Consider the following 12,186-nt stretch of genomic DNA (forward strand, 5'->3'; position numbering starts at 1 on the left):
ACTTTACAGTTTGGTCTCCGACGGAGTGCCGACTTTAGTCGGCTGAGACCGCAGGTTGCCGTTAGATGCCGACTAAAGTCGGCACTCCAACTGTAAAGGTGAAAGGCCGTTTCTGAAACCTTATCTTAGCGCAATAGTGCAAAAGTCTCCCTGTGACCGAGAGAATCGTACATTTCACCGCGAAGTACGCGAAGGGCGCGAAGCACACGAAGATCGGGCATGAATACCCATGCAGTTGCCCTCACTTCGCGATCTTCGCGTGCTTCGTTCTCTTCGCGGTAAAACCAAGCTGTGCAGGATAGCCCAAACATCCATGGGTACTCGTTGCAGGGTGAATTTTGCGCTATTGTCACTTATCACTCGTCACTCGTCACTTATCACTTATCACTCGTCAAGGCGCTCCAAGGCACCCCGGATCTGGAGGCGGTTGCCGCGACGGTAGAGGAGGGCGGCATCCTCGTCATCCACGGGGATCACCACGGTGACGAGGCATGCGCGGGCGGGCAGAATCTGCCCGGTTGCGTCGGTCATGGCTTGGGTGCGGGCGCGGAGGCCGACACGCGCCAGTTCGAGGTCGGGGATGTCGGGGTGGCGCATAAAGATGGGCGGCTCGACCACCTCGCCTTCGAGGGCGATGTTCGAGCCGGTGCCCGTCGGGTCGGTCTCGGTCGGCAGACGAACCGCTTCGACCCGCACCTCGACATCTTGGTAGAAGATGCCCTCGACAACGCGGTTGGCGTCGTACTCGCGGAAGCGCCGATCCACTTCGGGCATGCGCGTCAGGTGGCCGGTGAGGATCACTGGCTGGTCGGCAGGGCAGGAGGCAAAGATCTCGGCCCCCTTCACCGGGCCCACGTTGACCTCGATCTTGTAGCTTCCCCCATAGGGGGAGGCGACCTGGAGACTGACGGTGTAGTCGGCACCGCCGGTGGGGTTGCGGTAGCGGCGAATGTCAGGGGATGCCTTTTTGGTATCGCGGTCGTTGCGCCGGTCAACAACGCCGTAGAGGATGACCCGGTTTTTCGGGAAGGGTTGATGGGTGGTCATGGGGAAGTCCTTTCGTTGGATATTGGATACTGGATACTGGATACTGGATACTGGATACTGGATACTGGATACTGGATACTGGATACTGGGGGGTTGTGCTAGTTAAAATCGCCGCTGGCTCTGTGATGCGGTCAGCGATCTAGCGCACTGTTAAGCCATTTTTGCTACTCCGCGTTCTGATGCGGCAAAAAAAAGAACTAGCACAAGTCCCTACTGGATACTGGATACTGGATACTGGATATTGGATATTGGGTGTACCGCTACCCCTTGGGTATCAAAGATCGCGCTATCCCAATTGCCATTGAGTAGGCTGCATGACGAATCATGTCAGACCGTATTGCTCTGCGGCATACGCTTCTTGTCACTCGTCACTCGCCACTCATCACTGGTGTTCAGGGTTTTGGTTTGCTGGAAGCATCACCCCCTTTCTGCGGGATGGTGTGATAAGGAAGGCTTTCGCCCTATTGATCTCGGCCCCCGCTACGGGCCGCGTTGGGGCTTCCGCATCAGCACGGGCCAAGCCGCCCCAAACGATGCCCAAACGATCCCCAAACGATGCCCAAACGATGCCCAAACGATGCCCAAACGTGGCGCGGTGATCGGGTGGGCGGCGGATGAATGTAAGCTTGGTAAAGCCCCGGAATCCGCTGGGAGTAGGCGCTTGAGCGCCGTAACCAGCCCTTGGACGACGCTCAAGCGCCTACTACGAACCTTGCTCGTCGGCTTAACTTCATAGATACTGCTGGTTTATTCCCCTGGGAGCGCGCGCGCATGCATAAACCAGCAGTATCTTCATAGGCTTCGCTCCTCCCTCCTCCCTCCTCCCTCCTCCTTCCTCCCTCATCCCTCATCCCTCCTACTTCAACCCCAATCGCTTCGTCTCCACCACCTCCTCTGGGGTAGGGGGCGGGGTGGCGTGAATGCGCGCTTGGATGGCGTCGAGATCACGGATGGTGTAGTGGCGTGGGGCGTCCCACGGGCGATTGGGGTTGGTTGGGGGGGCGAGGATGGCGGCGGCGTCGAGCCAGAGGCTGAGAAAGGGCGCTGCTCGTCCGATGTTGGCGTCGTTGAGGCCAGCGCGTTTGAGTACCTCGCGCAGGCGGCCTGGGGTAAATCCGTCGCTCGCTTCGTAGCCTGCGACCTCGGTGTCGGTGACGAGCAGCAGCATGGCGCGTCCAACATCAATTGGCGCGAGGGTACGGCCCCCGTCGAGGGGCAGCGGAGGCCACGCGGGGGGCGCAGGGGCGGCAGCGGATGGTGGGAGTTCAACCTGTTCCGGGGTGCTGGTGGAGTCGCGGCGCAGGATGTTCGTTGGCGGGGAACCGAGGGGCGATTCGCCGTCGATGGCGGCGCGTAAGATCGTGAGCGCAGGCTTGAGTGCGGCGTAGGCGATAGGGCGTTTGCGTGCGTAGTTCATCGCGTCATTCCTTTTGCTTCGCTACGGGCGTGTGCTACGGCCTCACCATCGGGTGGCGACACGGCGGTGAGGAGGCTGCGGAGCGTGGCGCGGTCGTCGCTGCTCAGCGGGATTGGCCGCGCCCATGCGGTGGCCGACGGGGTCTCCTCTGGTACGATCACGCCCGCACGGGTGAACCAGAGCATGAGGGCTGCTGAGAAGCGGCCAAAGCGATGCGGGTCGAAACCGGCGCGAGCGGCGGCTTCACGCAAGCGGGCGCGGGTCAGGCCGGGGAGTGAGGGGTGCGCCATAATCTCTTCGTCAAGGAGGATGGCTTCGATGAGGCGCTCTACGTTTGCCATGTTGGTTGCTCTTTCGTGGTACTACTGATATAATTTAGAAAGCTAAGAATGCACTAGGAGAAACAATATGGTAACGCTAAAGCAAAATTTAACAGACCTGCAACAAAAAGCTCGTGAGCGTACTGTTAAGACTCAAAATATCGAATATGATTTAGAAACCATTGTCAAAAAGATCGGTAAAGGTATTATTAAACTTGATCCAGAGTATCAAAGAAGGCATCGCTGGAACTTAGAAACTTCTTCTCGACTTATTGAGAGTTTAATCCTTAATATCCCTATCCCACTCATTTACTTATCACAAGATTTGGTGTTCGCAACTTTTTTTCTTGGCTCAATAATTCTAAAATGGATGTTGTGTTTAGTAATGCAAAATCAGATATTGACCAGTTATTGAATGAGTTAAGAATTCATGTTCTTTCTTCTGCTCAGATTTATCCGTATAGCTTTGATCTCTCTTTATTTGGTATAGCAGAGCCGCAAGCGAATACTGGCGATGGATCTCGTACCCTTTGGAAATCGTTTCTTGATTCACTTCTGCAAAATAGAAACGACATTGCTCATGGATCTACATCGATAAATAGCTTGTCGGATACTGAACTAATAGAATTTCGTAATAAAGTTCTTGTTCTTGAGTATTCTTTGATCATGATATTGTGCCATAAATCGAGATCGATTCCTTGATTTCTTACCTGACGAGTTGCTCGCGGTTGGGGCCGAGGGTGACGGCGTATTGGTGGTGGAGTGCCTCCATGCCCTTGATGTCTTCGGGGGTGAGGCCGTAGTGGGAGTAGAGTTTGGCGTAGGTTGAAAGGAGTTACGCCATGCCTGGGATGCCTTCTGCGCTGGTGGTTCAGGCACCGCCTAAGGCGGTTGCCGTGACGGTGACTGATGATACATTGAGCGTTGATCTAGCCGATGGGCGCACGATTGCCGTGCCTATCGGTTGGTATCCGCGGCTTGCCTATGGTACACCCGATGAACGGGTGAATGTTCAGATTGCTGGGGCAGGACATGGCCTGCATTGGCCTGCGTTAGATGAAGATATTGGCGTAGAAGGATTGCTTCTGGGAAAAAGATCTACAGAAAGTGCAAGTTCTTTTGCGCGATGGCTTGCCCAACGCAAGCATGCCGTGTAGGATCAACAACCGGCGTCAGCCCGCGCACCTCGCCCCCGCTCGCGTCGGGGGTGCCGAAGAGCATGGCCAGCGAGGAGATGACATACTCGATCTGGCTGTAGCGCCAATTCGGGCCGTCATCCTCGCCATAGACCAGATCCAAGACATTAAGGCGGGTCGCCGGGTCGATAGGGTAGCGGCGGCAGCCGTCGCCGCAGGCCCGTTCTAACCGCACTCCGTTGTTCTCCGAGTCGATCCAGATCACCCGCCAGCCCATCGTCGCCGCAATCCGCATGGTCATCACGTTGAGGAAGAAGGTCTTGCCGGAGCCGGTCTGCCCCAAGACGACCGTATGCCCCGCTTTGCCGCCCGCGAAGAGGTGGTAAAACAGCGGCGCATGGCGATAGGCATCAATGCCCCAGAAGGGGCCGTCGGTGTGGCGCGAGCGGTAGAAACTGGTCATCCCAAAGAGGCAGCCGACACCGTGGGAGAGCATCGAGACACGGCCCCATGCGGCATCGATCCGGTGGGACGGAATAGTGGTGAAGAGCTTGAGCAATTCCGCCTGCGAACCGCGCACCGCCTCGCAGCGCAGCGTGCCGCCAAAGAGGTCGCGCACGGCGGCGCGCCGCGCCCGCACCTCGTCAGCACTGCTCCCTTCGACGAGGATGGCGATCTGCACCTGATGCAAGGATTGAGTGCGAATCTCGCGCATCACCCGCTCGGCATCCACGAGCTTATCTTCGCTGCGCGTATCCTTCACCTGGGTGTTGCGCGTCGCGGCGCGGGCCGCTTGGAAGGCAAACTCCGCTTGGCGGCGAGCCCCTGTGGTACAATGGCAGCGAAGCGTGCGCGGGTGTTAGTCACACCCCGAAGGAGTAAAGATCATGAAGAATACATTAATCACTTCAGATCCAAAAATTATGATGGGAAAACCCGTTATCACTGGAACCCGCATCACCGTTGAATCCATTCTCGACCGTTTTGCAGCGGGCGAGACGATTGACCACATGCTTGAAGCTCACCCACGCCTGACCAAAGAGGCAATCTTTGCTGCCTTTGCCTTTGCCGCCGCCACACTTCGCTCAGACATCATCTGCCCCATCGCGGATAGAGCGGCATGAATCTGCTTGCCTATGTGTGATTGAATGACTGCTCTTGGGCAAGAGACCAACCGAAAGATCCGCTTCTTTCGTCCACTGGTTTGCCCAACGCAAGCATACCGTATAGGGTCAATAACTGAGGTTCAGATTTATGGTTGATCCGATGTGGTAGCGACGGTATTCACTTAGTTGTTTATGAAAGGATTTGTTATGTCTCAACATCAACAAAAAAAGGCGCAAGAGCAAGAATTAAAAATGCTGGATTACATAGCAAATAATAAAAACATTTCCCTTCGTTATTTAGAGTTGAAAATCAGAAATATTTATACTATTCAAAATACACAATCAGAAGAAAAAATACACTTTGAAAAACCTTTGGCAACGCTACGTCACTGGCAAGATGAGGGGATATTGCATGTAAAAAGTTACGATCGCTTGAATTATCCTAGATCAGTAGCTATAGTTTGGGAAAATTGGAATTTTCGATCTGATATGTTTTTAGAATTAACAGAAAGAGGTTGGAGATTTCATGAAACCAGAAAAATACCTCCTTCAAAATACTCAAAGCGACGTCCACGCAATCCAGTAAATAACAACGGCATTGACGTCAGTATTACCACGCACGTCGATCAAGAACGAGTTAAGATAAGTAAACCAAAGAGCTTAGAAAGTGCTAAGAAGAGAATAGCGCAAGCAATTGCTTCGCGGCAAGGGCAAGAAAAGTTTCGAGAAGATCTATTCAAGATATACGGAAATATATGTTTGGTTACAGGCCCAAATGTTCCAGATATCCTTGAGGCAGCACATATTGAACCATACAGTAAAGGAGGAACCTTTGATGTTTCAAATGGCTTGCTGTTACGAGCAGATGTTCACACCTTATTCGATCTTGGATTGATTGCAGTAGATACCAGCAATATGTCAGTTATACTTTCTCCAAAATTGAATTATTCACCGTACAAGCTCTTTTCAGGAGAGAAGTTACATTTTCCTCCAGGAACAGAAGATAAACCAAGTAGAGATGCTCTTGATATTCATCGAGAATTAACAGGTTTATAATTCTTGATACCCCATAACCAAACTTTGCAATCTGACAACGTCCATTCTGAACGGTAAGAGAACTACGTTACTGCTTTACACCTATGAGCCAACCATGCCAACAGCCCTCCGCATTGGCCCCTATCGTTTCTATTTTTACGCCTACGATTGCCAAGAGCCGCGTCATGTACACGTTGACCGCGAACAACTCAGTTGTAAACTCTGGCTTGATCCAGATATTGTCATCGCGGACAACCACGGATACAGTCGGCGCGAGTTGCGCGAGATCGAGCGCCTTGCGCGTGAGCATGTGAAGGAGTTACGCCATGCTTGGGATGCCTTCTGCGCCGGTGGTTCAGGTGCCGCCTAAGGCGGTTGCCGTGACGGTGACTGATGATACGCTGAGTGTCGATCTGGCCGATGGGCGCACGATTGCCGTGCCTATCGGTTGGTATCCGCGGCTTGCTTATGGTACGCCCGAGGAACGGGCCGATGTCCAGATTGCCGGGGCGGGACATGGCTTGCATTGGCCTGCGCTTGACGAAGATATTGGCGTCGAAGGGTTGCTCTTGGGTAAGCGATCAACCGAAAGTGCCGCTTCTTTTGCCCGCTGGCTCGCCCAACGGAAGCAGGCCAGCTTGGGCTAACAACTGGCGTACAGACACCAGAATACTGTAAAAAATAACCAGAGCAACGAGTATCCATGGGTTTTTGTGCTGCGCTGCACCGCTTGAATTTAGACCAGGTTTCAGGTGTCTGGTTTCAGGTTTCAGCCTGAGCGCATCAGGACGCGGTGTGCAACGCCAAGCGGTAACGGAGCTACGAACCGTGGCTTAGCGATTCATCGTGATCACCCCCTTTCATGGCATGCCTCCGCCGGTGGTGTGGCGTATTGGCAAGACGATGGCGTATCGGGTATGCCCGATGGCGACGGTCAGATCGCCATCCGCACCGCGCGCTGGGATGACGGTACACGTCACCGTGAGCGGCTCGTCAGCGGAAACGGTGAGGTCTGTTTGGGTCATCGCGGGCAACGGGAGCGACGCCTCATCGTGGGTCACGCGGATGTCCTCGTAACGCAATGCGAGGGGTGCGCCGTCGGTTGTCGCAAGGAGCAGCGTGAGATCAAGCCGCCCATCGTCGTGCTGCGTGGCCTGGGGTGGCTCGACGCGCAACCACTCGCTCAGGTAGGATTCCCGCGTCGGCGGGACAGGGATGGTTAGCCGCCAGTCACGCACGGCGCCGGTGGTGAGGTCGCTGATGCGCCAGAGCGCCTCAACCGGTGCATCAATCGTGGGGATCAAGAAACGCACGCGCATGCGGCCCGCTGCTTCCTGCTGCGGGGGCGCACTCATGCCCGTCGTCTGGCCAGTGGCCAAGAGGAGTTCCGGGCGCACGGCGCTCCAATCAAGCGCAGCGGGGGGATCGGCGTGGTCGGCGTGGTCGGCGGTGGCGGCTTGCTGCACCACCACCTCCACCTGCACCCGCCCCGCCGGAATGGCGGCATCCACCGCTGGCCCCCGCGCAACGATCTCGACAACCGCCACGCTTGGCATGTCAAGCAGGGCTTGTGCCTCACCCAAGGCGGCATGCGGCGCAGGCAGAGTCTGGGTGAGTGTCCCAACGAGCATGACATCCCCGTCGCAGGCGCGAAGGCGCAGGGAAGGCGGGGTGCGTCCGGTCGTGTCGTGAGCCGCACGAAGGTGATAGGTACGCTCCGGCGCGCCGTGGGCGCTACGAATCTGCACCTGCGTTCCGGCAGGCGGCATGGCCGCACGGGGGAGGCAGAGTTCCAGCGGCCACGCGAGATCCACGCGCCAACCTGCCGTCTGTGGGGATGCTGGGATGGCGGGCCACGCGCTGGCCTCAACCGGCTGCACCGCGAAAATCATGCTCTCGCCCGTCGCCGCAGGCAGCGTGAGGACAATGGGCATCCAACGGTTCGTGGCAGACCCATTCACCAGCAACGGGGCTGGCGCAAGGTGCGCTGTGGCCGGGCGTTGGGTGGGACGCCACGCGATGGCCAGTAGAATCACGAGGGCCAGCAGGCCCACGCCTATCTGGACAAGATACCCACGATCAAACCGGCCTTGCTTGGGGCCGCCGCGCATGGCAAAACTGGCCGCCTTGGGGGTGCGACGCAGGGCCGCTGTATCCACGCTATACCACGTTCCGTGGAAGGGAACGCGCCCCGGCGTCTTGTTCTCCGGATCGCCTAAGCAGATCGCGAGCAGGGCATCGTAGGTAGCGCGATCCAGCGTCGCGGCCTCGCGGGGCGGAGTCTGCTGCGTGCGATCCTCTTCGGCCAAGATGGTGCGTTGGATAGCAAAGAGGTCGGCAAACTCGGCACGCAGGGCGGGATCGAGGGACGCCGCGAGGTCAGCCTCAATCTCGCGCAGACGCACCGCTTGAGGCCGTTCTTCCGCCTCGAAGCGGTCAGCCTCGCCCAACGACTGGAGTTCTTCGTTGAGATGGCATCAAAAACGCCCCCTCAGGCTTTGTGGAGGCGCGCATCAGGATACCCCTAGAGATTGCTGCTATTCTGCTTCAGCTATACGTTCTGCCACAACCGCCCTAAGATGAGCCAATTCACGTTCGAGCAGATCAACGCGCGATTGCAGAGCTGCGGTGGTTGCTTGGGCCTGTAGCATTGCCTCGGCGAGCAGGCGCATGCGTTGTTGCCGTTGGCGGAAGGCAACGAGCAGTGGTCGGTTGAGATGCAGCCAGTTGATGTGAAACCACCCACGGGCGGTAAGCCCTACGAGCCTGCCATTGATCGCCTCGACAAGATGTTCATGACACTGATCTTGGTTGGGATTGAGCAGGCGCACATCATCTGAAGCGCTGTCTGAAGGCCAATAGGCACCCTTGAAGCGGTTACATGGCGTGCAGGTATAGACAAGGTTGTCCAGCGTGTCGTCGCCACCATGAGCGCGTGGTCGGTAGTGATCAACCTCAAGCTCGTGACCGACATCAAGCTCGGAAACCCCGCAATAGCCGCAACGTCCTTGGGCGCGTTTGCGGACGAGGGCGCGCACTTCAGGCGTGGGGCTCATCCTCGCGCCTTGGAGGGGGCAAGCGGTTGCGTGAGGCGGGTGTAGCGATCTTGCAAGATCAGACGGCGCTGCTCAAATGAGTCCAGCCATTTCTTTGCTTCACTGAGCAGTTGTGCGTGCTGCTGAGCCAAGAGAGCAAGCTCTTCATTGCGCGTTTGGAGCATGGTGAGTTGCTCTTCGCGCTGATGCAGGTCAACGTCCATCCGTGCGAGAGCTGGCGCAAGGTAGGATTGCTCAACTGCTTCAAGAGCAGCGAGCATCTCCTCAAGTTCGCGTGCTTCCTCGCCGCTCAGCGTCTCTGTCAGCGCCCGCTGGCGTAGCTGATCAAAGTGGTGTTGTTTCTCTGCATCCCACATCATGCGGTCATTGTAGCACACCGCTTGCACTCAGCATAGCGTGTTGTCACGGACTGTAGGGCCAGTCAAAGTCATTGGGGTTGCGCCCCAAACCCTCTTTTTTCTTTCGTTTTGGCGGCGAAACCGCCAAAACGAAAGAAAGGTCTTCGGGAGAGGCTTCGCCTCCCCCAAACCCTCACCGGAGGTGACTTTGACGTAGCCCTAACGCGCTGGGCCGCGCCGCGCCGCCCGTGCCACGGCGCTCGCCTCATGCGCTACCGCTGGGCGCACCGTGCCGTCCGCGTTCGTCTGCTCGCGCTGCTCGGCAACGGCGAGTCCCTGCCCTACGTCCTTGGCAACGGCGCGTTCCTGCGCCCGCTCCTCGTGGTGCTGCCGCGCCCGTGGTGCGTTCGCCCGCAATTGGGCATTGGCCGCTCGGAAGCCCCGCGTGGCGGCTTCGCCCGTCTGCACGCCGGCCAGCGCATCACTGTTCGAGGCGTTTTTGCCGGTCAGTGCGCCAACGGCGTAGGCGGCTGCCGATCCCACCTTCGAGCGCCCTACGACCGACCCCAATACATCTCATAAGATGGGTTTCTTGACGCAAAGGCGCAAAGGCGCAAGGACGCAAGGGCGCGCCGTTTTCAGCGGTAGTAACTTTGCGGCTGTGCGCCTTTGTGCAAGCTTATGCGAACGGTATGGGGCCATGCTCACCAATACCCGCCCACATTGCCGCAGCAAGGGTCGGCACAACGCACGACATCAGAAGCTTTGCGCCTTTGCGCCCTTGCGTCAAAAAAGCCTCTTCGTAGGAAGAAAATCATGGACAATGCCGTCGGCAACAGGCCCACGAATTGACGCTGCATCCCCGCGTCGGTCGCGGCGATCTGGCTGCGCCGCTCGGATTCCGTCGTCATGCCGCGCACGCCCGCCTGCACCGCGTAGGGCGTCGGACTGCGTTGGTAGTAGCCGCTCGGCAGGCGACCCGCCCACGGTTCCTGATGGGGGCAATGGATGTCGGTGGCGGTGGCGAAGAGGTAGCCGGCCACCAGTTCATCAATGCGTTGCCCCGTCCCCCCGCTGTGGCGGTCAAACGACGCGCCACCGCACACGGAGGGGTAGAGGGTCGGGATGGCCCCAAAGTCGCCACCCGCCCCCGGCGAACCCAAGGTGGTATTGAGATTGGCGCTGGCCGACGCATCAAATAGCACCGTGCCAATCTCCATCCGAACCACTTCGAGGTCAATCAGCCACTGCCCCATATGGCTCAGCAGGATCGGCCCAACCAGCGTCCAGACCAGGATGTGGCGCAGGTTGAAGGGGTTCGTTCCGCCGGTGAGCGGAAAGAGCATCAGCGCAAAGGCAAATGCCAGAATGGCCAAAGACGCAATGGGGACAATGAGCGGGCTGATCCTGCTGGTCAGCGCCGTAAAGGCTCCCAAGAAGGCGACCTCGATCACATTGGCCCGAATCGCGTCGAGCTGATAGGCGGTGATGAGCATGATGCGGTTGATGCTCCACGCCGCCGACGCCGCCGATTCATAGGCGGTATAGGTCAGCCCATCCATTTCGCAACTCATCGCCTCGGTGGGGTTCCACTGGCCGCACGCGAAGGCACGCGACGAGCCAAACCCCACGGCAAGCAGGATGGCCACACTTGCCGCACACAGGGATCGGGCGCGCACGCACCAATGCAGGATGTGCCTGAGTACCGCCATTACCGATTACTCCAAGCGAATACGGTCACAAGGAAGATCACCAAAAAGAGAAAAGCTCCAACCCCGCGCACGATCTCACCCCAAGGCCATCCCGTCTCTTCCGCTGGATGCTGCGGGCGCGGCACATCCATCGTGGCGTCCCACAACGTGTCGGCAAGGGTTGGATCTTCTGGGAACTGCAGGGAGGACGTCACCGCGTCCGCCGTGGGCAACCCCACCAGCAATCCCGGCGCATCGGCGGAAATCGTGGGATATTCAGGAAGGAAGATCGGCTCAAGGGCAAACATGCTGGCTGCCGGAAAGACCTGCCCGTTCGCGCCATCCACGACGAGTTCCACCGCGACCGTCCCTGCCCTCCGCGTGATGCGGATGCCATAGGCATCGTCACCAGGGTGCGTGAGCGGGATGCCGTGGATGAAGCCGCGCAGCTCGACCCGCACATGCTCCTGCGTTACACCCACGATCTCGGCACGCCCCTGAGCATCGGTCACCCCCACGATCTCCTGCGCCCCCTCGCGCACGATCACCGTCACGCCCGCAAGCGGGTGCAGCGCAAAATCCGTAACCACCACGACAAGATCCGGCGTGCTGTCGGCCCATGCGGGCGCAGCAGAGCCGCTGATGACAACCAGCAAGCTCAACATACCGATGAAGAACCAGCGCATCATGTCTCCTTACAAGGGCGCAAACGTCATTCCTGTGATCGAGAGAATCGTCTGTTTCACCGCGAAGAGCGCGAAGGACGCGAAGGACGCGAAGACCGGGCAGTATCCGTTCAAAGAAACATCATCTTGACGCGATCATGACGACAGCGTACGCTCACGTTTCAGCGCGAAGGGCGCGAAGAAACGCGATGGCTTTGTCCCACATGCTCGAATCTTCGCGTCCTTCGTTCTCTTCGCTCGCTTCGCGGTAAAACAAAAGAGTCTTTACCCCCTTCATCCTTCATCCTTCATCCTTCATCCTTCATCCTTCATCCTTCATCCTTCATCCTTCATCCTTCATCCTTCATCCTTCAT

18 protein-coding genes are annotated in these 12,186 nt (G+C 57.7%); 7 read left to right on the forward strand and 11 right to left on the reverse strand.

The genetic code is table 11. From position 1 onward, the window contains the following. Positions 1-384 precede the first annotated feature (384 nt). The 4 genes from CJ255_RS18900 to CJ255_RS18910 form a co-directional block, all read right to left on the reverse strand. The gene (locus CJ255_RS18900; RefSeq protein WP_097645650.1) at positions 385-1,047 is read right to left on the reverse strand and encodes a hypothetical protein; all 663 of its coding nucleotides are present in this window, start codon (positions 1,045-1,047) and stop codon (positions 385-387) included. Positions 1,048-1,527: 480 nt separating this feature from the next. Beyond that, a complete protein-coding gene (locus tag CJ255_RS23015; protein WP_124682011.1) occupies positions 1,528-1,743 on the reverse strand; it encodes a hypothetical protein in 216 nt (71 codons plus the stop codon). 160 nt (positions 1,744-1,903) lie between these two features. Beyond that, entirely contained in the window at positions 1,904-2,464 is a 561-nt protein-coding gene (locus CJ255_RS18905) for a hypothetical protein (RefSeq protein ID WP_097645651.1), read from the reverse strand. Then, positions 2,461-2,805, reverse strand: a complete 345-nt coding sequence (locus CJ255_RS18910) for a hypothetical protein (protein WP_097645652.1) — start codon at positions 2,803-2,805, stop codon at positions 2,461-2,463. The genes CJ255_RS18905 and CJ255_RS18910 overlap by 4 nt, the downstream gene beginning before the upstream one ends. A 67-nt stretch (positions 2,806-2,872) precedes the next feature. On the opposite strand from CJ255_RS18910, the gene CJ255_RS18915 reads away from it, so the two are divergent. From CJ255_RS18915 to CJ255_RS18920, 3 genes are all read left to right on the forward strand, one after another. Further along, complete coding sequence (locus tag CJ255_RS18915) at positions 2,873-3,199, forward strand: DUF262 domain-containing protein (protein ID WP_217352492.1); 327 nt, start codon at positions 2,873-2,875, stop codon at positions 3,197-3,199. Beyond that, positions 3,151-3,486: an MAE_28990/MAE_18760 family HEPN-like nuclease gene (locus tag CJ255_RS24960; RefSeq protein WP_165774805.1), complete on the forward strand. Its 336-nt coding sequence runs from the start codon at positions 3,151-3,153 to the stop codon at positions 3,484-3,486. The genes CJ255_RS18915 and CJ255_RS24960 overlap by 49 nt, the downstream gene beginning before the upstream one ends. Positions 3,487-3,626: 140 nt before the next feature. Then, a complete protein-coding gene (locus CJ255_RS18920) occupies positions 3,627-3,941 on the forward strand; it encodes a DUF2442 domain-containing protein (RefSeq protein WP_097645653.1) in 315 nt (104 codons plus the stop codon). On the opposite strand, the gene CJ255_RS18925 is transcribed toward CJ255_RS18920, so the two are convergent. Further along, positions 3,883-4,683 (reverse strand): putative type IV secretion/conjugal transfer ATPase, encoded by an 801-nt coding sequence (locus CJ255_RS18925; RefSeq protein ID WP_097645654.1) that lies wholly within the window; start codon positions 4,681-4,683, stop codon positions 3,883-3,885. The genes CJ255_RS18920 and CJ255_RS18925 overlap by 59 nt on opposite strands. A 124-nt stretch (positions 4,684-4,807) precedes the next feature. Here CJ255_RS18925 and CJ255_RS18930 point away from each other — a divergent pair, with 124 nt between their 5' ends. From CJ255_RS18930 to CJ255_RS18945, 4 genes are all read left to right on the forward strand, one after another. Continuing rightward, positions 4,808-5,044: a DUF433 domain-containing protein gene (locus CJ255_RS18930; RefSeq protein WP_097645655.1), complete on the forward strand. Its 237-nt coding sequence runs from the start codon at positions 4,808-4,810 to the stop codon at positions 5,042-5,044. Positions 5,045-5,233: 189 nt separating this feature from the next. Further along, the gene (locus CJ255_RS18935; protein WP_165774806.1) at positions 5,234-6,082 is read left to right on the forward strand and encodes an HNH endonuclease; all 849 of its coding nucleotides are present in this window, start codon (positions 5,234-5,236) and stop codon (positions 6,080-6,082) included. Between the two features lie 94 nt (positions 6,083-6,176). Continuing rightward, complete coding sequence (locus CJ255_RS18940; RefSeq protein ID WP_097645657.1) at positions 6,177-6,431, forward strand: DUF4160 domain-containing protein; 255 nt, start codon at positions 6,177-6,179, stop codon at positions 6,429-6,431. Further along, positions 6,388-6,708 carry a DUF2442 domain-containing protein gene (locus CJ255_RS18945; RefSeq protein WP_245863581.1) on the forward strand — a complete coding sequence of 107 codons (321 nt, stop codon included), beginning with the start codon at positions 6,388-6,390 and terminating at the stop codon, positions 6,706-6,708. The genes CJ255_RS18940 and CJ255_RS18945 overlap by 44 nt, the downstream gene beginning before the upstream one ends. A gap of 213 nt (positions 6,709-6,921) precedes the next feature. Here the strand turns inward: CJ255_RS18945 and CJ255_RS18950 are convergent, their stop codons facing one another. The 6 genes from CJ255_RS18950 to CJ255_RS18975 all read right to left on the reverse strand — a co-directional run bounded on the left by CJ255_RS18950 (position 6,922) and on the right by CJ255_RS18975 (position 11,835). Beyond that, on the reverse strand, positions 6,922-8,511 hold the full coding sequence (locus CJ255_RS18950; protein ID WP_097645658.1) for a hypothetical protein: 1,590 nt from the start codon (positions 8,509-8,511) through the stop codon (positions 6,922-6,924). Between the two features lie 87 nt (positions 8,512-8,598). Further along, positions 8,599-9,117, reverse strand: coding sequence for an HNH endonuclease (locus CJ255_RS18955; protein WP_097645659.1), 519 nt, complete (start codon positions 9,115-9,117; stop codon positions 8,599-8,601). Next, on the reverse strand, positions 9,114-9,476 hold the full coding sequence (locus CJ255_RS18960) for a hypothetical protein (RefSeq protein WP_124682012.1): 363 nt from the start codon (positions 9,474-9,476) through the stop codon (positions 9,114-9,116). Before CJ255_RS18960 ends, CJ255_RS18955 begins: the two co-directional genes overlap by 4 nt. A gap of 198 nt (positions 9,477-9,674) precedes the next feature. Continuing rightward, a complete protein-coding gene (locus CJ255_RS18965) occupies positions 9,675-10,025 on the reverse strand; it encodes a hypothetical protein (protein ID WP_124682013.1) in 351 nt (116 codons plus the stop codon). A 134-nt stretch (positions 10,026-10,159) separates the two neighbouring features. Further along, positions 10,160-11,167 carry a hypothetical protein gene (locus tag CJ255_RS18970; protein WP_124682014.1) on the reverse strand — a complete coding sequence of 336 codons (1,008 nt, stop codon included), beginning with the start codon at positions 11,165-11,167 and terminating at the stop codon, positions 10,160-10,162. Next, complete coding sequence (locus tag CJ255_RS18975; protein WP_124682015.1) at positions 11,167-11,835, reverse strand: hypothetical protein; 669 nt, start codon at positions 11,833-11,835, stop codon at positions 11,167-11,169. Before CJ255_RS18975 ends, CJ255_RS18970 begins: the two co-directional genes overlap by 1 nt. Between the last annotated feature and the right edge of the window lie 351 nt (positions 11,836-12,186).

It is taken from the genome of Candidatus Viridilinea mediisalina, from assembly GCF_002532535.1.
GTDB classification, from domain to species: domain Bacteria; phylum Chloroflexota; class Chloroflexia; order Chloroflexales; family Chloroflexaceae; genus Viridilinea; species Viridilinea mediisalina.

Coding starts and splice junctions, on each gene's coding strand:
- CJ255_RS18900 (WP_097645650.1), bottom strand. CDS start 1,047: ATGACCACCCATCAACCCTTCCCGAAAAACCGGGTCATCCTCTACGGC.
- CJ255_RS18940 (WP_097645657.1), top strand. CDS start 6,177: ATGCCAACAGCCCTCCGCATTGGCCCCTATCGTTTCTATTTTTACGCC.
- CJ255_RS18920 (WP_097645653.1), top strand. CDS start 3,627: ATGCCTGGGATGCCTTCTGCGCTGGTGGTTCAGGCACCGCCTAAGGCG.
- CJ255_RS18910 (WP_097645652.1), bottom strand. CDS start 2,805: ATGGCAAACGTAGAGCGCCTCATCGAAGCCATCCTCCTTGACGAAGAG.
- CJ255_RS18955 (WP_097645659.1), bottom strand. CDS start 9,117: ATGAGCCCCACGCCTGAAGTGCGCGCCCTCGTCCGCAAACGCGCCCAA.
- CJ255_RS18915 (WP_217352492.1), top strand. CDS start 2,873: ATGGTAACGCTAAAGCAAAATTTAACAGACCTGCAACAAAAAGCTCGT.
- CJ255_RS18970 (WP_124682014.1), bottom strand. CDS start 11,167: ATGGCGGTACTCAGGCACATCCTGCATTGGTGCGTGCGCGCCCGATCC.
- CJ255_RS24960 (WP_165774805.1), top strand. CDS start 3,151: ATGGATGTTGTGTTTAGTAATGCAAAATCAGATATTGACCAGTTATTG.
- CJ255_RS18960 (WP_124682012.1), bottom strand. CDS start 9,476: ATGATGTGGGATGCAGAGAAACAACACCACTTTGATCAGCTACGCCAG.
- CJ255_RS18905 (WP_097645651.1), bottom strand. CDS start 2,464: ATGAACTACGCACGCAAACGCCCTATCGCCTACGCCGCACTCAAGCCT.
- CJ255_RS18975 (WP_124682015.1), bottom strand. CDS start 11,835: ATGATGCGCTGGTTCTTCATCGGTATGTTGAGCTTGCTGGTTGTCATC.
- CJ255_RS18945 (WP_245863581.1), top strand. CDS start 6,388: ATGCTTGGGATGCCTTCTGCGCCGGTGGTTCAGGTGCCGCCTAAGGCG.
- CJ255_RS18935 (WP_165774806.1), top strand. CDS start 5,234: ATGTCTCAACATCAACAAAAAAAGGCGCAAGAGCAAGAATTAAAAATG.
- CJ255_RS18930 (WP_097645655.1), top strand. CDS start 4,808: ATGAAGAATACATTAATCACTTCAGATCCAAAAATTATGATGGGAAAA.